This window comes from Streptomyces sp. NPDC097640 (assembly GCF_040302705.1).
Classification (GTDB): Bacteria; Actinomycetota; Actinomycetes; order Streptomycetales; family Streptomycetaceae; genus Streptomyces.
Genome location: NZ_JBEOSB010000005.1, coordinates 291,316 through 309,521 on the forward strand (window position 1 = coordinate 291,316; position 18,206 = coordinate 309,521).

13 protein-coding genes are annotated in these 18,206 nt (G+C 73.1%); 7 read left to right on the plus strand and 6 right to left on the minus strand.

Annotated elements, in window-relative coordinates; genetic code table 11:
• Window positions 1-2 precede the first annotated feature (2 nt).
• The gene (locus ABTY62_RS09820) at window positions 3-2,864 is read right to left on the minus strand and encodes a glycosyl hydrolase family 95 catalytic domain-containing protein (RefSeq protein WP_352128889.1); all 2,862 of its coding nucleotides are present in this window, start codon (window positions 2,862-2,864) and stop codon (window positions 3-5) included.
• Between the two features lie 151 nt (window positions 2,865-3,015).
• Between ABTY62_RS09820 and ABTY62_RS09825 the strand changes: the two genes are divergently transcribed.
• The gene (locus ABTY62_RS09825; RefSeq protein ID WP_352128890.1) at window positions 3,016-4,872 is read left to right on the plus strand and encodes a glycoside hydrolase family 97 protein; all 1,857 of its coding nucleotides are present in this window, start codon (window positions 3,016-3,018) and stop codon (window positions 4,870-4,872) included.
• A 447-nt stretch (window positions 4,873-5,319) separates the two neighbouring features.
• Here the strand turns inward: ABTY62_RS09825 and ABTY62_RS09830 are convergent, their stop codons facing one another.
• A complete protein-coding gene (locus ABTY62_RS09830; RefSeq protein ID WP_352128891.1) occupies window positions 5,320-6,141 on the minus strand; it encodes a TetR family transcriptional regulator in 822 nt (273 codons plus the stop codon).
• Window positions 6,142-6,247: 106 nt separating this feature from the next.
• The gene (locus ABTY62_RS09835) at window positions 6,248-8,128 is read right to left on the minus strand and encodes a 3-hydroxyacyl-CoA dehydrogenase family protein (protein WP_352128892.1); all 1,881 of its coding nucleotides are present in this window, start codon (window positions 8,126-8,128) and stop codon (window positions 6,248-6,250) included.
• A 361-nt stretch (window positions 8,129-8,489) separates the two neighbouring features.
• Between ABTY62_RS09835 and ABTY62_RS09840 the strand changes: the two genes are divergently transcribed.
• The gene (locus ABTY62_RS09840) at window positions 8,490-9,149 is read left to right on the plus strand and encodes a HEAT repeat domain-containing protein (RefSeq protein WP_311730818.1); all 660 of its coding nucleotides are present in this window, start codon (window positions 8,490-8,492) and stop codon (window positions 9,147-9,149) included.
• Window positions 9,150-9,207: 58 nt separating this feature from the next.
• Here the strand turns inward: ABTY62_RS09840 and ABTY62_RS09845 are convergent, their stop codons facing one another.
• Window positions 9,208-9,744 (minus strand): GNAT family N-acetyltransferase, encoded by a 537-nt coding sequence (locus ABTY62_RS09845; protein WP_352128893.1) that lies wholly within the window; start codon window positions 9,742-9,744, stop codon window positions 9,208-9,210.
• A gap of 58 nt (window positions 9,745-9,802) precedes the next feature.
• Here ABTY62_RS09845 and ABTY62_RS09850 point away from each other — a divergent pair, with 58 nt between their 5' ends.
• Both ABTY62_RS09850 and ABTY62_RS09855 read left to right on the plus strand, forming a co-directional pair.
• On the plus strand, window positions 9,803-10,573 hold the full coding sequence (locus tag ABTY62_RS09850; RefSeq protein ID WP_352128894.1) for an SDR family NAD(P)-dependent oxidoreductase: 771 nt from the start codon (window positions 9,803-9,805) through the stop codon (window positions 10,571-10,573).
• Between the two features lie 47 nt (window positions 10,574-10,620).
• The gene (locus ABTY62_RS09855) at window positions 10,621-10,977 is read left to right on the plus strand and encodes a MerR family transcriptional regulator (RefSeq protein ID WP_352128896.1); all 357 of its coding nucleotides are present in this window, start codon (window positions 10,621-10,623) and stop codon (window positions 10,975-10,977) included.
• A gap of 431 nt (window positions 10,978-11,408) precedes the next feature.
• Here the strand turns inward: ABTY62_RS09855 and ABTY62_RS09860 are convergent, their stop codons facing one another.
• Entirely contained in the window at window positions 11,409-12,443 is a 1,035-nt protein-coding gene (locus ABTY62_RS09860) for an Rv2578c family radical SAM protein (protein WP_352128897.1), read from the minus strand.
• 105 nt (window positions 12,444-12,548) lie between these two features.
• Window positions 12,549-14,000 carry an MFS transporter gene (locus tag ABTY62_RS09865; protein ID WP_352128899.1) on the minus strand — a complete coding sequence of 484 codons (1,452 nt, stop codon included), beginning with the start codon at window positions 13,998-14,000 and terminating at the stop codon, window positions 12,549-12,551.
• A gap of 214 nt (window positions 14,001-14,214) precedes the next feature.
• On the opposite strand from ABTY62_RS09865, the gene ABTY62_RS09870 reads away from it, so the two are divergent.
• The 3 genes from ABTY62_RS09870 (at window position 14,215) to ABTY62_RS09880 (ending at window position 18,156) form a co-directional block, all read left to right on the plus strand.
• Window positions 14,215-14,793, plus strand: coding sequence for a TetR/AcrR family transcriptional regulator (locus tag ABTY62_RS09870; RefSeq protein ID WP_311728311.1), 579 nt, complete (start codon window positions 14,215-14,217; stop codon window positions 14,791-14,793).
• Between the two features lie 123 nt (window positions 14,794-14,916).
• On the plus strand, window positions 14,917-15,360 hold the full coding sequence (locus tag ABTY62_RS09875) for an SRPBCC family protein (RefSeq protein ID WP_352128900.1): 444 nt from the start codon (window positions 14,917-14,919) through the stop codon (window positions 15,358-15,360).
• Between the two features lie 198 nt (window positions 15,361-15,558).
• Window positions 15,559-18,156 (plus strand): MFS transporter, encoded by a 2,598-nt coding sequence (locus tag ABTY62_RS09880; RefSeq protein ID WP_502997433.1) that lies wholly within the window; start codon window positions 15,559-15,561, stop codon window positions 18,154-18,156.
• Window positions 18,157-18,206: the final 50 nt, after the last annotated feature.

The following is an 18,206-nucleotide window of genomic DNA, read 5'->3' on the forward strand; positions in this document are numbered from 1 at the left end:
TGTCAGCCGCTCTTCTCCAGCGAGAGCGCGAAAATGTGCGCCCTCGCGGTGCCCGAGGGGGCGCCCAGGGTGACGGAGGACAGCTCCTTGGCCGGGTCGAGCGCCACCTTCTGGTGGAAGATCGCCGCCTTGGTGCCGAGCGGGCCGGTGCGGGTGTGGATCTGGCTGGTGCGCACCGCCTCCGTCTCGCCGTACTTCGGGCCCGACAGCCAGGCCGTGAGCTGCACGTTCACCTTTGTGGTCGAGCCGTCCGCGTAGCCGAGCTCGGCGGGGACCGTGACGTCCGCCGTGTCGCCGGAGCCCAGTACGTGCAGCTTCGCGTACGAGCCGGCCGGGACGGAGACCTTCTGGCCGGCCGCGACGACGTTGTTGTCGGAGCCCTCGCTGCCGTTGGTGAACGAGAAGGTGACCCCGTCGTCCTCCGTCTGCCCGGTCTGCGGCAGCTGCGCCATCGGGTACGTCCGCCCGGTGCCGTCGAAGTCGCCGTCCCCGTAGTACATCTCGGTGGTGATGGCGTCGTTGTCGAAGTGCCCGACCAGATCCACCTGGGTCACCGCGCCCGTCTCCGGCACCGTCGGCAGCCCCCAGCGCTCGGCCGGGCTGGTGACCTTCACGGGCGCGATCTCGAAGTCCGGCCGCGACCCCGCCGGGTACACCACCGCCTCCTCGTCCCGGTCCAGCTCCAGCTCGATCACGCCGTCGGCCACCTCGCGCCACTTCGGCGCGGGCCCGCCGACCCCGGCCACGGTGACCCGCCCGGCGATCGAGTGGCGGACCCGGCACGGCTCCCCGGCCAGGCTGCGCACCCGCACCCAGCGCGTCCTGCCGCCCTTGCGCACCCCGCTGACCAGGAACGCGCCCTGGGTGCGGAAGTCGTGCAGGGTGACATCCCGCCACTCGCCCGGCACGCCGGGGAAGAAACGGATGGTGTCGCCCCAGCTCTGGCAGAGCATGTCGTGGATGGACTGGGCGCCCGACAGCGGGGTCTCGATCACCGGGCCCGCCTCGTAGTAGTGCGTGTTCGGCTGGATGAACCGCGCCACCAGCTCACGCAGATACTTCAGCGCGTCGTCGCCCCGCCCCATCTGGGTGGAGATCGAGGCCGCGCCCGAGAAGCTGTAGCCGCGCAGCGCGCCCTCGAAGCTGATCCAGTGCTCCAGCGAGCGCGCGATCAGGTCGCGGTTCTCCTTCTGGTCCCAGTTGACCAGGTAGAGGGGGTAGACGGAGAGCATGTGGGAGTAGTGGCGGTGCGACTTCGCGAACGGCACCCCGGTGCCGATCATGAAGCCGTTCCCGTCCACCGGGTAGTCCACCAGCTTGTCCAGCACCTCGCGCCACTTCGGGGCCAGCTCGTCGTCCTTGCCCAGCAGCTCGACGGTCTCCAGCAGCGTCGTACAGCTCCAGCGCAGCAGCGCCAGGTCGTAGTTGCAGTCCGGGGCCGACCCGTACTCGGGCGAGAAGGTCTTCGGCAGATGCAGCTTCCCGTCCGACTGCTCCTGGAGAAAGTGCAGGTAGTAGTTGGTGGAGCGGCGGAGCAGCGGGTAGAGCACATCCTCCAGCAGGCCCCGGTCCATCGAGTGCCGGTAGGTCAGCCAGACGTTGTGCAGCGCCCAGGGCAGATTGCCCACCTCCGGGTCGCCGACGCCCGGGACCGGGACCGAGCCGTTGTCCTCGCACTGTGCGTCCGTGGAGCGGCGCAGCCCGGCCGAGTCGGCGCGGTACTCGGGCTTGAGCGCGCTGATCAGCACATCGGTGTTCTCGGTGAGGGTGCGCGGGATCGCGTCGAGCTCCAGGTGGTTGGAGCCGTGGACCGGCCAGTACTCCAGCTGGACGTTGAGGTTCCACCACACCCCGGGCCAGGGGGTGGGCTCCACCCAGGGGCCGGTGGTGGCCATGACCGGGGCGTGCTCACGGGCCGCGCAGGCCAGCTTGTAGAGCTGGATCCAGTAGAAGCTCTGGAGCATGCCGTCGGGGACCGAGATGAAGCTCTTGCGGTAGAAGCGGTGCCACCAGTCGCGGTGCGAGCGCAGCAGGCTGGAGACGGGCAGCGCCGACGCCTTGCGGACGGTGGTCCGCACCCGGCCCTCCGCGTCCGTGCCGGGGAAGGAGTGGGCGACCGCCAGGTAGTACGTGCGCTCCCGGCCCGTGCCGCGCTCCTTGTACGCGCTGGCCGTCTGCCCGCCCGGGACCAGCGACTGCACGGTGATGCCCAGACCGTCCTCGGTGCGGCTGACCGGGGCCGGGTTCGGCTCGAAGCCCGCCGGCGGGTTCTCGCGGACAATGCGCGGGCTGATCGCGGGGGAGGGCCGGTACTCCCAGCGGAAGCCCGCCTCGCCCTCGCTCGCCTCCACGGTGGCCAGCAGCATCGTCCGGTCGTTGTGCACCAGGGCGCGCAGCTCCAGCGTGCCCTTGTCGGTCGTGATCGTGCCGCGCACCTCGGCGTTCCACAGGTCCAGGCGCAGATCGACGCCGGTGATGGCGCCAACCGGGCGCAGCAGCAGATTGCCGACCGGCAGCCGCGCCACGCCCCAGTCGCTGCCGCCCTGGTCGGGGCGGTGATCCTGCGACTCGCTGTGGTGGACCGTGAAGCGCAGGGCGTTCTCGCCCGGCTCCTGGTAGACGATCGAGCCGAACAGCCCGTTGCCGAGGAAGGGCCCCTCGTACCAGGTGCGCGGCATCCGCTTCCAGACCAGGTCCTGTGCCGCCAGGAACCGTTCCCACTCCTTGTCCGTCCCCATGCCCCGCAGGGTCACGGCCTGCTGCGCCGCCGCCTCGGCGGGCTCCGTGAGGGTGACCCCCGCCGTCGTCCCGGCGGCCGCGCCCGCTGCCACCCGGCCCAGGAATCCGCGTCTGCTGACTGCCATCTTTCGATCAGCTCCATCCAACACAGCAAACAGATTGATCCGATGATTTGGCTAGACGGGAGCGTAGGAACGGGCTAATGATGCGTCAAGACACCGGATAGGTCAGATGTATCGGGCCGCGCTCCAAGAGCCGACTCCCCGGGAGGGAACGATGCGCGTCATACGATCCAGGGTCACCAGAGCCGCGGCGGCGGTCGCCTGCGCCGCGGCCGTCCTCGTACCGCTACGAGCCGAGGCCTCCGCCGCAGACGGCCGCAACTGGCGCCTGACCGGCCAGGGCCAGGTCAGCGGGCAGCTCACGCTCACCCGCGAGGGCCGGTTGACCCTGTCCGCCCAGGACGGCCGCACCACCGTGCTGCGCCCCTCCGCGCTCGGCATCCGCACCGCCGACGCCGACCTCAGCACCGGGCTGCGCTACGAAGGGCGCAGCGACAAGCGGATCCACGAGACGTACACGACCACCACCGGGCGCCGCACCCGCCACACCTCCGATGCCTCCGAGTCCACCTTCACCTTCCGCAAGCAGGGGCGGACGCTGAAGGTCGTCTTCCGGGTCTCCGCCGACGGGCTGGCCTACCGCTACGTACTGCCCGGCGAGGGCGGCACGGACACCGTCACCGTGCTCGGCGAGACCACCGAGTTCGCCGTCCCGCCCACCGCCGAATCCTTCCTGCTGCCCTACGACAACGGCCGCCAGGACTACGAGTCCGCCCACGACCACACCACCGTCGCCGACGCCGAGGCGGGCGACTACGGCTACCCGTCGCTCTTCCGCGTCGGCGACAGCTGGCTGCTCGTCGAGGAAGCCGACCTCAACAGCTCCTACGGCGGCTCCCGCCTCACCCTCGACGCCGACACCGACCGCTTCAAGCTGACCCTCCCCGACCCCGCCGAGGTCAGCTCCCCCGGCCTCACCACCCCCTGGCGCACCCTGGTCATCGGCGACCTGGCCACCGTCACCGAGAGCGACCTGCCCACCGACCTCGCCGCGCCCTCCAAAGTCGCCGACACCTCCTGGATCAAGCCGGGCAAGGCCGCGTGGTCCTGGTGGTCCGACGGACAGAGCCCCACCAGCCTCGCCGCCCAGAAGAAGTTCGTCGACTTCGCGGCCCGCGAGGGCTGGGAGTACGTGCTCGTCGACTCCGGCTGGAGCAACGACTGGATGCCCGAACTGACCGCCTACGCCAAGGAGAAGGGCGTCGGCGTCTGGCTCTGGGCGCGCTGGCAGACCATCGACGCGCAGAGCGAGCGTGACCGGCTGATGCCGCTGTGGAAGTCCTGGGGCGTGGTCGGACTGAAGATCGACTTCCTGGAGTCGGACGGACAGGACCGGATGCGGTGGTACGACGCGGTCTTCAAGGACAGCGCGAAGTACCACTTCATGCTGAACTTCCACGGCGCGACCATCCCGCGCGGCCAGGAGCGCACCTGGCCCCAGCTGATGAGCACCGAGGCCGTCAAGGGCGCCGAGGGCACCCGCCCCAAGCCCGGCCGCGAGCCCTTCCCCGCCGCGCACTACACCACGCTGCCCTTCACCCGGAACCTCATCGGGTCCATGGACTTCACGCCCGTCACCTTCACCGGGGTGCGGCCCACGAGTGACGCGGCGGAGCTGGCGCTGTCCGTGGTGTACGAGTCGGGGGTGCAGCACTTCGCCGACAGCGTCGAGTCGTACGACAGCCGGCCGCTCGCCCGGAAGTTCCTGCGGACCGTACCCACGGTGTGGGATGACACCAAACTCGTCGACGGCGCCCCCGGCGACCGCGCGGTCCTGGCCCGCCGCTCCGGCGACGACTGGTACCTGGGCGCGATCACCTCGGGCGACTCCCGCACCCTGGACGAGCCCCTGACCTTCCTGGGCGCGGGTAAGTGGCGCGCGGAGCTGTACACGGACGGCGCGGACGGCCAGCTCGCGACCGAGACCCGCGAGGTCACGGCCGCGTCCCGGCTGTCGGTCGCCGTCCCGAAAAACGGCGGCTTCGCGGCCCGCCTCACGCCGGCGGACTAGCGCGTCTCCTTCCCCCACCCCGCCCCTCCCCGAACCCGGGGCTGCGCCCCGGACCCCGGCGTGGCTGCGCCCCCGGGTGGAGCCCCGGGTCCCGGTGGGGCTTCGCCCCCGGTCCCTGGCGTGGCTGCGCCCCGGACCGCGGCGCGGGTGCGCCCCGGTCCCCGGCGTGGCTGCGCCTCGGGCCCGGGCGGAGTTCCGCCCCGGCTCTCGTGGGGGCGCTCGCGCGTCTCGGGGGCCTGGGACGTTGCGCTGGGTCCTGGCGGGGCTTCGCCCCCCCCGGGGCCTGCGCGTTGCGTTTCGACGCTGGTGGGGCTGGGCTCGGCCGTTGCCTCGCGGGCCGGCGGGGTGGGGGCGTCCCCCCTCAGAAGCGGAGCCCCGCCGGGGTCCGGGGCGGAGCCACGGTTTCGGGAAGGGGCGGGGAGGGGAAAACCACCCGCCGTGGGAGCGCTAGCGCTTCAGCGCTCGCTCGATCGTCCGCATCACCTCGCCCAGCGGGGCATCCGTACGGGCCACCATCACCACCACGTCCTCCTCCCCGCCCTTGGCGGACACCGTGGCCGCCGGGCGGCCGGGGAGGGGGCGCCCGGCGCCGATGCCCGTGCCGAAGGCCTGGCGGACGATGTCGAAGGCGTGGTCCAGCTGGGCCTCCACATCGCCCACGCCGCCCGCGCGCAGCCACCGCCGCAGAACGTGGTTGTGCGCCGTGACCACGGCGGACGCGGCGACCTCCGCGAGCAGCGGGTCGTCGTCGCCGTCGTGGTGCGCGCCCTCGTCGAAGTGGCCCAGCAGATAGCGGGTGAACAGCCGCTCGTAGCGGGCCACCGAGGCGATCTCGCGCTCGCGCAGGGCGGGCACCTCGCGGGTCAGGTGGTAGCGCTCCACGGAGACCGCGGGGGAGGCGGCGTACATCCGCATGACCTCCTTGATCCCCCGGCACACCGTGTCCAGCGGGTGCTCGTGCGGCGGCGCCGCGTCCAGTACGTCCGCGGCCCGCACCAGCGTGTCGTCGTGATCCGGGAAGATCGCCTCTTCCTTGGAGCGGAAATGGCGGAAGAAGGTGCGGCGGGCGACCCCCGCTCTCGCCGCGATCTCATCGACCGTCGTCGCCTCGTAGCCCTGCGTGGCGAACAACTCCATCGCCGCGGCCGCCAGTTTGCGGCGCATGGCCAGGCGCTGGGCGGTGGCCCGGCGGGTGCCGTTGCCTCCCGCGCCGGACGAGTTCGTTCGGTTCGTACGTGGCGTACGAGCGGCCTTCAGAGGCTGGGACATGTGGGGAACGTACTGCATTTTCCGGGGCGATGCCCCCCGGACCCCTGGTGCAGCGGGCTCGGAGGGCGCGGACGGAAGCCGGGCACCGTCCGCGCCGCCCGGCTCCTCAGGCCTTCGCATATTCGCGGAAGCCGCGCCCCGTCTTCCGCCCCAGGCACCCCGCCGCGACCAGGTGTTCCAGCAGCGGCGCGGGTGCCAGACCGGGCTCGCGGAACTCGCGGTGCAGCATCTTCTCGATGGCCAGGGACACATCAAGGCCCACGACGTCCAGCAGCTCGAAGGGGCCCATGGGATAGCCGCCGCCGAGCTTCATCGCGGCGTCGATGGCGTCCGGCGAGGCGTAGTGCTCCTGCACCATTTTCACCGCGTTGTTGAGGTACGGGAACAGCAGCGCGTTGACGATGAAGCCGGCCCGGTCGCCGCAGTCCACCGGGTGCTTGCGCACGGCCTGGCAGACCGCGTGCGCCGTGGCCCGCGCCTCGTCCGCCGTCAGGACCGTGCGCACCACCTCGACCAGCTTCATCGCGGGCGCCGGGTTGAAGAAGTGCAGGCCGATCACGTCCTGCGGGCGCGAGGTCGCGCGGGCGCAGGCGATGACCGGGAGGGAGGAGGTGGTCGTGGCCAGCACCGCGCCCGGCTTGCAGACCTTGTCGAGCGCCGCGAAGAGCTGCTGCTTGACGGCCAGGTCCTCGACGACCGCCTCGACGGCGAAGTCCACGTCCGCGAAGGCGTCCAGCGACCCGGCCGGGGAGATCCGGGCCAGCGTCTCGCCGCGGGCCTGCTCGGTCAGCCGGCCCTTGGTCACCGACCGCCCCAGCGACCGGGCGATCCTGGCCTTGGCCGCCTCCGCCTTCTCCGGGGTGCGGGCGGCCAGCACGACCTCGTGGCCCGCCTTGGCGAAGACCTCGGCGATCCCGCTCGCCATGGTGCCCGACCCCGCGACCCCCACCACGCGCACCGGGCGCGCGGCGACCGGGGCCCGGTCGGCGGGGTCCGGGGTCAGCGCGTCCGGGACCACGGTGCCGCTGCCCGGCGCCTCGTACGTATAGAAGCCGCGGCCCGCCTTGCGGCCGGTCAGCCCGGCCTCGGTGAGCTGGCCCAGGATGGGCGCGGGCGCGTGCAGCCGGTCGCCGGAGGCCGCGTACATCGCCTCCAGGACGGTACGGGCCGTGTCGACGCCGACCAGGTCGAGCAGCGCCAGCGGGCCCATCGGCAGCCCGCAGCCCAGCCGCATCGCGGCGTCGATGTCCTCGCGCGCCGCGTACTTCGCCTCGTACATCGCGGCGGCCTGGTTGAGATAGCCGAACAGCAGCCCGTCGGCGACGAACCCCGGCCGGTCACCGAGCGCGACCGGCTCCTTGCCCAGGTCGCGGGCCAGCGCCGTGACCGCGGCGACGGCCGCGGGCGAGGTCAGCACGCTGGAGACGATCTCGACCAGCCTCATGGCGGGCGCCGGATGGAAGAAGTGCAGGCCCAGGACGCGCTCGGGGCGGGCGGAGTCGGCGGCCAGCCGGGTCACGGACAGCGCGTTGGTGCCGGTGGCGAGGATGGTCTCGGGCCGGACGACGGCGTCCAGGGCGGTGAAGACCTCCAGCTTGATGTCGTAGCTCTCGGGCACGACCTCGATCACCAGATCCGCGTCGGCCGCGGCCCGCAGATCGGTGGAGACGCGGAAGCGGGCCAGCGCCTCCTCCCGCTCCCGCTCGGTCATCCGCTCGCGGCGCACGGCGCGGGCGGTGGCGGTCTCCAGCGCGGCGACGGCCCGGCGCGCGGCGCTCTCGCTGATGTCGACGCCGATGACCTCGCGCACCCCGCGGCCCGCCCTGGCCAGCAGTTCGGCGATGCCGGTGCCCATGGTGCCGAGCCCGATGACGGCGACAGTAGTGAGCGGGCCCCGGGAGGGGGAGATATCAGGGGTGGGCGTTTCAGGGCGCGGCGCGGGGTCGGACGACGTGGGACTGGCGTCGGTGGTCGGAAGACGGTCCATCGCGGACTCCAGAGGGTGTTCCCCGGATATGGGGATGAAGTGACGACTGAGAGGAGCTTTCGGTCATGCGCGGAGGGCTGACACGAAACTCCTGCGGAAGGGCTTGCACGCTCCCTTACGGACGGCGCCGCACGGAGGAGACTGCCCGTGGGGGAGACACACGGCCGGCCCTGTCCCGGGGCCACGCCGTACCAAACTGCCGAACCGACTTCACGACTTCACACGGCGGCTGCGTCACCAGGCCGCCAGAGCAGGGGTGCTGCTCGTGTCGCCAGTTTAACTGGCGGGTAACCAAGACGCCAGAGCACATTTTGTGACCCGCGCGCCGGGGCGCCGGTCACCGGGGAGGGGAGACCACCACATGGACGAAGAATTCCGCGTACTGACCGACCGGGTGCGGGCCTCGCTCTCGTCCCCGGAGGAGGCAAGGGCCCACGCCTCGCTGCTCGCGCTCGTACGGCAGGGCACCCCCGCCGCGCGCGAGCAGCTCGCCCGCATCCTCGTCGCGCCCGAGCAGCCGCTGTGGGCGCGGGAGACCGCCGCGTTCGTGCTCGGCAGCGCGGGGGACCGGCGGGCCTTCGAGACCCTCGTCCTCCTTCTCAACTACCGAGAACAGGCCCGCTGCGCGACCGCCGCCCGCGTGCTGGCCCGCCTGGCCGACCCGCGCACCGCCCGCGCGGCGGCCGCCCTGGCCACGAACCCGCTGCGCACCGCCTACTCGCTCCACCCCATCCGGCTGCTCGTCGAGCTGCGCGCCCCCGAGTCCGTCCCGGCCCTCGTCGCCGCCCTGGAACGCCAACTGGCGGCCCGGGACCGGCATTGGCCGATCGCGCGCGCCTGCGTCGAGGGCCTCGGGGCGATCGGGGACGAACGCGCCGTCCCGGCCCTGACGTCCGCGGCCCGCCACCCCCGCCTCAGCGCGGCCGCGGCGGCGGCGCTGGCCCGCATCAGCGGCGGAGGCGCCCCTCTCGGGCCCCGCCGCCCGGCCCCGGACAAGCCGGGCCGCGCACGGGTGCGTTGACCCGCCCCCGCGCCGCCCCCGCCCCGCGCGCGCCCGTGCGCGCGCGGGGCGAATGGGGTCAGGCCGCTATGGGGGCGAGGGGGCGGGCGTAGCGGACTTCGGGGACGGGGACGCCGTCCACCTCGTAGTCCTCCTGACCGCCGTCGGGCGCGAAGCCGGCGCGCTCGTAGAAGTGCCGGGCGCGGGCGTTGCCCTCCAGCACCCACAGCCGCAGCCGCGGGAAGCCCCGCTCGGCGGCGCGGCTGACGGACTCCGTCAGCAGGGCGCGCCCGATGCCGCCGCCGAACAGGTCGGGGCGCACATAGATCGCGTACAACTCCGCGTCCCCCGAGGGCAGATCGCGGTCCCGGTACGGGCCGAAGCACGCCCAGCCGACCACCTCGCCGACCGGGCCGTCGGCCACGAGGTTGACCACGTCCCCCACCCCTCTGGAGAAGAACTCCCGCCGCCGCCGCGCGTCCTTCTCCACGCTCATGTCGTCCAGGTGCGCCTGCGGTATTAGCCCCCGGTACGCGGCCTGCCAGCCGCGCACCCGCACCGCCGCCACGGCGTCGATGTCCGCTTCCGTCATCTCCCTCACATGTACGCCGTCCATGCGCCCACCGTAGGCCGCTTGACCCTGCCATTGGCGGCAGGCTCGCAGGATCCCGTCCATGGACCACAGCAACGACATAAACACCTTCGACGGCAGGGTCGCCGTCGTCACCGGCGCGGGCACCGGGATCGGCCGGGCGACCGCCCGGGCGCTGGCCGGGCTGGGGGCGCGGGTGGTGGCGGTCGGGCGGCGGCCCGGGCCGCTGGACGAGACGGCGGCGGGGCACCCGCGGATCGAGCCCTTCCCGGCGGACATCACGGCGGAGGGCGCCGCCGAGGACATCGTGCGGCACGCCGTCGAGGCGCACGGCCGGCTGGACGTGCTGGTCAACAACGCGGCGATTGTGCGCGCCGCGCCGCTGGGCGACAGCACCCGCGAGCTGTCCGCCCCGCTCCTGGCCACCAACCTCCTCGCGCCCGTGCTGCTGACGCGGGCGGCCCTGGGCCCGCTGGAGGAGAGCGGCGGTGGCGTGGTGGTGAACGTCAGCACGTCCATCGGCCAGCGCGGCTGGGCGGGCAACTCCGTCTACGCGGCGACGAAGGCGGCCCTGGACACGCTGACCCGCAGCTGGGCGGTGGAGCTGGCGCCGCGCGGGGTGCGGGTGGTGGCCGTCGCGCCCGGCGCGATCGAGACCCCGATCGGGAAGCACCAGGGGCTGACGCCCGAGCAGCGCGCGAAGGTACGGGCCTGGCAGCTGGCCCACACCCCGCTGGGGCGGATCGGGCGTCCGGAGGAGGTGGCGTGGGCGATCACCCAACTGGCCTCGCCCGAGGCGGCTTTCGTGACGGGCGTGGTCCTGCCGGTGGACGGCGGGGCCGTGGTCGGCTGAGCGCGGGTGGTGGACGGCTGGTAGAACGGGCACCGGAGGTGGGACCGGTGCGGATCGGGGAGCTGGCGGAGGCCACGGGCGCGACGCCGCGCGCGCTGCGCCACTACGAGCAGGCGGGGCTGATCACGTCCGCGCGCGAGCCCAACGGCTACCGCGACTACGACGAGCGGGCGGTCGTCCGCGTGCGCAACATCCGCGAATTGCTCGCGGTGGGCCTCACGCTGGACGACGTCCGCTGCTTTCTGCCGTGCCTGGACGGCGATGTGACGAGCGTGCGGCCCGCCGCCGAGGGGCTGAGGATCGCCCGCGACCGGCTCGCCGTCCTCGACGCCCGCATCGCCGCCCAGACCGAGGCCCGCGACCGGCTGGCGGCCGCGGTGAGCCGGGCGGCCGCGAGCGCATGACGACGGCGGGGACGGCGGCGGGCCGTCCGCCGGAACCGGCCCCGTCCCGGGGGCGGCTGGTTCGCCCGGCGTCGCGCCGAGCACCGCGCGCCGGGCCTGCGGCGGCGCGTGGCCGCGCCGGCCGGGGCGCGGGCCCCGTCCGCCGGAGGGCCCCGCGCGGATCGCCGGGCTTCTTCCCCTCCCCGCCCCTTCCCGAAACTGGGGGCTCCGCCCCCAGACCCCCCAGGGTCTGGGGGCGGAGTCCCTGCGCGGCGGAGTCCCTGCGCGGCGGAGTCCCTGCGCGGCGGAGTCCCTGCGCGGCGGAGTCCCTGCGCGGCGGAGTCCCTGCGCGGCGGAGTCCCTGCGCGGCGGAGTCCCTGCGCGGCGGGGGCCCTGCGCGGCGGGGGCCGGGAAGGAGCCCGCCGCAGGCGTCACGGTGCGGCGGACGCCCCCTAGAGCAGCGTCAGCTGGTCGGGCGCCTCGCTGGCGGGGGCGGTATCCGTGGCCGACGGCGCGGTGCCGCGGTGTGCGCCCGCGCGGTACGGGCCGATGCCGTACTCGTCGGCGAACTCGTGGACCATCCCGGTGATCCGCCGCTGATACCACCGCGGCGCATACGCCCCGCCGCCGTACAGCGCGTCGTAGCGGGGCAGCAGCCGCGGATGGTGGCGGGACAGCCAGGCCGTGAACCACTCGCGGGCGCCGGGCCGCAGATGCAGCACGAGCGGCGTGACGGACGTGGCCCCGGCCGCCGCGATGGCCCGTACGGTCGCGCGCAGCTGCTCGGGGGAGTCGCCCAGGTAGGGGATCACCGGGGCCATCAGCACCCCGCACGGGATGCCGTGGTCGGTCAGGGTGCGCACCGCCTCCAGGCGCCGCTCGGGTGAGGGCGTGCCCGGCTCGACGGTGCGCCACAGCCCGGGGTCGGTGAAGCCGACCGAGACGGAGACGCCGACATCGGTGACGCGGGACGCCCGCCGCAGCAGCTCCAGGTCGCGCAGGATCAGGGTGCCCTTGGTGAGGATGGAGAAGGGGTTGGCGCGCTCGGTCAGGGCGGTGAGGATGCCGGGCATCAGCCGGTAGCGGCCCTCGGCCCGCTGGTAGCAGTCGACGTTGGTGCCCATGGCGATGTGCTCGCCGCGCCAGCGGCGGGAGGCCAGCTCGCGGCGGAGCAGCTCGGCGGCGTTGATCTTCACCACGATCTGGGTGTCGAAATCGAGGCCGGTGTCGAGGTCGAGATAGCTGTGCGTCTTGCGCGCGAAGCAGTAGACGCAGGCGTGGGAGCAGCCGCGGTACGGGTTGACCGTCCATTCGAACGGCATCCGGGAGGCACCGGGCACCCGGTTGACGATCGAGCGGGCGCGGATCTCGTGGAAGGTGATCCCGCGGAATTCGGGGGTGTCGAAGGTGCGGGTCGTCACCGCGTCCGCCGCGAAGAGGGCGGGCGCGGCCGCCCCGTCGCCGTCGGTCAGGTTGTCCCAGCGCATGGCTCGCACCTCCGGGGGTCTCGCTCGTCCCAGAATTAGAACACATGTTTCATTCATGGGTCAGCCCCCGGAGGCGCTCCGGTCAGGTCCCTGCCTGTGTCCCGGTCAGCCTCGGGCGCTCGGCGCCGTGGCCCGGGGCTCGGCGACCGCCGGGCCGCCGGCGGCGCGGAGCGAGCCGGCCGTGCGGCGGGCGCGGCCCGCCGGGACGAGCAGCGCCGCGAGGGCGGCGGCGAGGCAGAGCAGGGTCAGCAGGGCGAAGCCGTGGGTGTAGCCGGATTCGTACGGCAGCCCGGAGGGCTGGAGGCGGCTGGTGACCAGCACGCTGGTGACGGAGGCGCCGATGGAGCCGCCGATGGTGCGGATGTTGGCGTTCATGCCGGTCGCGGCGCCGGTCTGCTCGGCGGGGACGCTGCCCACGATGAGGTTGGCCATCGAGGCGAAGGCCAGGCCGATGCCGAGGCCGAAGATCCCGGCGACGAACGCCACCTGCCACTGCCGGTCGTGCCACAGCGTGAGGAAGCCGCAGGCGACGGCGCCGAGCGCGGCGCCCGCCACCAGCAGCCGCTTCGCGCCGAGGCGCGGCTCGAGGCGGCCGCTGAGCACGCCCGCGCCGAACATGGCGATCAGCATGGGGAGCATCAGCAGCCCGGCCCCGGTGACGGAGGCGCCGAAGCCGTAGCCCGCGGCGGACGGGGTCTGCGCGAAGCCGGGGAGGAAGGACCAGATCGCGTACATGCCCGCGCCGAACAGGAGCGCCGCGGCGTTGGTGGTCCATACGGCGGGCAGCCGCATGACGCGCAGGTCGATCAGCGGGTTGGCGGAGCGGGCCTCGGCGAGCAGCCACAGGGCGAACAGCAGCGCGGCGGCCACGAAGAGCGTGATCACCCGGGCCGAGCCCCAGCCCCAGACGGCCGCCTGGCTGAGCGGCAGCAGCAGCGCGACCAGCCAGCCCGAGAGCAGCACGGCGCCGAGCCAGTTGACGCGTCCGGAGGCGCGGGTGGGGGATTCGGGGATGAAGCGCAGGGCGATCAGCGCGGTGGCGGCGACGATGCCGACGGGCAGCCAGAACAGCCAGCGGTAGTCGAGCGCGGAGACAATGGGCCCGGCGGCGACCATGCCGACGCCGCCGCCCGCGGCGATGACCGCCGAGAGGTTGCTGATGCTGGGGCTCACCTCCTCGGCGGCGAACTCGTCGCGGATGATGCCGAAGGAGAGCGGGAAGAGCGCGCCGCCGATGCCCTGGATGACTCGGGCGACGATGAGGACGCCGATCGTGGGCGCGAGCGCCGCGAGCAGACAGCCGACGGTCAGCGTGACGAGCACCGCGACCAGGGTGCGCTTCTTGCCGATCAGATCGCCGACGCGGCCGAGGATCGGGGTGAAGATCGAGGCGGAGAGCAGATACGCGGTCATCACCCAGGTCGCGGTCGACTGCGAGGTGTGCAGGGCGTGCTGCACGGTCGGCAGGGCCGGGGCGATCAGTGACTGGAGCATGGAGAACACGCCGGCGCCTGTCGCGAGGACCGCGAAGGTGAGGCGGGCGGAGTTGCGGGGCATGGGTGGCCTCTCCAAATGGGACAAGGGGACGGGGCGGCCCGCGCCGGGGCAGGGCCGACCAGGGGCACGGCACTGTGGAACGGTGGGCGCACGAGGGTGCGCGACCGGCAGTGCACGGCCCCTACTGATAAAGTGGAGGTGTACCTCCACTCTAGCGGAGGTCAACCTCCACTTTCAAACGACTACCTCGATCCGTTTCCACCCGGAGGCCCCCGTGACCGTCCCGCAGCTCCCCGTCGACGAGATCGTCGCGGCCCAGCGCCCGCACCGCCGGGACGCCGCCCGCAACTACGACGCGCTGCTCTCCGCCGCGCGCGAGGTCTTCGCCGAGAGCGGCGCGGAGGCGCCGCTGGAGGACGTCGCCCGCCGCGCGGGGGTCGGCATCGCCACGCTCTACCGGAACTTCCCGACCCGCCGCCATCTCTTCGAGAGCGTCTACGCCGACGAGGTCGCCGCGCTCTGCCGGGTGGCCGAGGAGGCCGCCGCGCTGGAGCCCTGGGAGGCGCTGGCCTCGTGGCTGCGCCGCTTCGTCGACTACAGCGTCACCAAGCGGGCGATCCGCGAGGCCATGGACGGTGAGTCGGACATCTTCGCCGCCTGCCGCGAGTCGATGTACCGGGCGGGCGGCCCGCTCTTCGAACGGGCGCTCCAGGCCGGTCAGGTCCGCACCGATATCGGCTTCGACGACCTGCTGCGCATGGTGGCCGGTATCACCGCGACGAATTTCCTCGACGACGCCCAGCGCGACCGCGTCCTCGGCGTGGCCCTCGACGGGGTCCGCGCGGTGCGCTGATCCGGCCGCCGAGGCCTTACCGGTGGCGGCCTCCAATTAGGCAAAGTCCCAGCAAAAATGGTTGGCTTGCCGCAGTCGAGAGCGCCGCATGACGGGGCGCCGTTCCACGAGTGGAGGAGAGCAATGGGCCAAGTCGAGGCCACCACCGAACGGATCGTCACGGGCAGCCCCGAGGACGTGTTCGACGCGCTCGCCGACTACAGCGGCGTGCGCGGCCGGCTGCTGCCGGAGCAGTTCAGCGAGTACGAGGTACGCGAGGGCGGCGACGGTGAGGGCACGCTGGTCCACTGGAAGCTCCAGGCCACCAGCAAGCGCGTGCGCGACTGTCTGCTGGAGGTGACCGAGCCGACCGACGGCGAGCTGATCGAGAAGGACCGCAACTCCTCGATGGTCACCACCTGGGTCGTGACCCCGGCGGGCGAGGGCAGGGCGCGCGTGGTCGTCACCTCGACCTGGCAGGGCGCGGGCGGTATCGGCGGCTTCTTCGAGCGGATGTTCGCGCCCAAGGGGCTGGCCCGGATCTACGACGCGGTGCTCGCCAACCTCGCGGCCGAGGTCGAGAAGTAGCCGGTCGCGAGGCAACCGGAGGATTCACCGGATCGGGTGGTTTTCCTTGCGGCGTGCCTCGCCGCCGTACACCCTCCCACCGGGGCGAAAGCCTCTGAACGTCCCTCTCCCCACCCGTCATCGGCGATTCGTCGCGCTTGCTCACAGTTGTCGCGTAATGCGAGAAAAGGGCGGCGGTGCAGGCGCGACGAAGGGGAGATGGACGTGGGCGGGATCACCTGGACCCCCCTGGCCAAGGGGGACGAGCCGGGACGCGCCACCGCTCCCGTGCCCGCATGGGCCCGGACGGCGCACGAGGCCGCGCAACAAGCGCAGCAGCAACAAGCACAGCAGCAACAAGCAGAGCGGACGGCAACACAGAGCGCGCCTCCCGCGGAGCCGGAGACGGCGCCGGAGGCCGCCTGGGAGGCGCAGGCGCAGGCGCACGCGCCGGACCCCGGGCCGCCGGGCGGCGCCCCCACCCCGCTCAGCCCGGCCCGAGTGCGGATGATCTTCTTCGGGCTGGTGCTCACCCTCCTGCTGGCCGCCCTCGACCAGACCATCGTGGCCACCGCCCTGCCGAAGGTGGTCGGTGAACTGCACGGCCTGGACAAGATGTCCTGGACCGTCACCGCCTACCTCCTCACCTCGACCATCGTGCTCCCGGTCTACGGCAAGCTGGGCGACCTGATGGGGCGCAAGAGCGTCTTCCTCTTCGCCATCGCCGTCTTCGTGGCCGGCTCCGCCCTGGCGGGCTGGTCGCGCACCATGGACGAGCTGATCGCCTTCCGGGCGGTCCAGGGCGTGGGCGCCGGGGGCCTGATGATCGGCATTCAGGCGATCATGGCGGACATCGTTCCGCCCCGCGAACGCGGCCGCTACATGGGGCTCATCGGCGCCTCGTTCGGCCTCGCGTCGGTCGCCGGGCCGCTGCTCGGCGGCTATCTCACCGACCATCTGTCCTGGCGCTGGTGCTTCTACATCAACGTGCCCTTCGGCCTGGCCACCATGGCCGTCGTGACCGTCGCGCTCAAGCTCCCCAGGGTCGCCCGGCGGGGCCGCTTCGACTATCTGGGCGCGCTGCTCCTGGGCGTGTCCTCGACCTGCCTGGTGCTGCTGACGAGTTGGGGCGGCACCGAGTACCCGTGGAAGTCCCGCGTCATCGTCGGGCTCGCGCTCGGGGCGCTGGGCAGCGCGATCCTCTTCGCCGTCGTCGAGGCCGTGGCGCCCGAACCGATCATGCCGCTGCGGCTGTTCCGCGACTCGGTCTTCTGCGTCACCGGGCTCATCGGCGCGGTCATCGGCCTGGGCCTCTTCGGGGCCGCCAGCTATCTGCCCACCTTTCTCCAGATGGTCGACGGCGTCAGCGCCACCGAGTCGGGGCTGCTGATGCTCCCCATGATGGCCGGGACGGTCGTGGCCTCCATCGCCTCCGGCCAGCTCATCAGCATGACCGGCCGGTACCGGATCTACCCCATCTTCGGCAGCGCGCTGGCCGCCATCGGCATGTGGCTGCTCTCCCGGATGGAGGTGGGCACCTCCCGCCTGGACTACAGCCTGTGGATGGGGGTCTTCGGGCTCGGCCTCGGGCTGGTCCTGCCGGTGCTGGTGCTCGCCGTCCAGAACTCCGTACGCCCCGCCGACATCGGCTCCGCCACCAGCGCCAACAACTACTTCCGGCAGATGGGCGGCAGCGTCGGCGCGGCCGTCTTCGGCACCCTGTTCGCCCATCGCCTCGCCGACCGGCTCGCGGTCGAACTCCCCGCCGCCGGCTCCGATCCGGGGGCCTCCGGCACCGGGATCTCCGACCCCCAGTCGGTCACCCCGGAGCTGGTGCACTCGCTGCCCGGCGCGCTGCGCGACGGCTACATCGCGGCGTACGCCGACGCCATGCCGCGGATCTTCCTCTATCTCGTGCCGGTGCTCGTCCTGGGCTTCCTGCTCGCCTTCCTCCTGAAAGAGAAACCTCTGGTGTCCACCACCGACTTCGCCGTCCAGCAAGACCCCGTCGTCCCGGCCGCGCGCACCGTGCCCCGGACCGCCCCGGCCCCCACCATCGCGGGCATTCCGGTGTGCGGCACCGTCCAGCACCACGACGGCACCACGGTTCCGCGCGCGGCGCTCACCCTTATCGACATCGCGGGGCGCCAGATCGGACGCGGGGCCACCGGCGAGGACGGTCGGTACGCGCTGAGCACGCCGGGCGCGGGCTCGTACGTCCTGATCGCCTCGGCCGGCGGCCATCAGCCGCGGGCGGTCAGCGTCACGGTCGGCGAGCGCCCGGTCGACCTGGACGTGGTGCTTGGCGGGGCCGGGCGGCTGGCCGGGATGGTGTGCACGGCGGACGGCGCTCCCGTGCGGGATGCCACCGTCACCCTCACCGATGTGCGCGGCGAGGTCGTCGCCACCACTCGCAGCGGGCTCGACGGGGGCTATGTGATCACGGAGTTGGTGGCGGGCGAGTACACCCTCGCCTCCAGCGCCCCCGCCTTCCGCCCGGCCGCGCTGCCGGTCACCGTCCAGGCCGCCCGGGAGACCCGGCAGGACATCGAGCTGGCGGGCGGCGCGGTGCTGCGCGGCGTGGTGCGGGCGGGCGGCGGACGGCTCGTCGAGGACGCGCGCGTCACGCTGCTCGACGCGGCCGGAAACGTCGTTGACACGGCGACGACCACGGTGGACGGCGCCTTCCGCTTCGTCGATCTCTCGGCGGGCGAGTACACGGTGATCGCGGCCGGCTATCCGCCGGTCGCGACGGTCCTCCAGGTCGCGGGCGGCGGCCGCACCGAGCGCGACCTGCAACTCGGCCACGAGGACTGAGCCCTCCGGGGCACCTGGCAAGTTTGCCTCCGTGCCCTAGACTTCCCGGC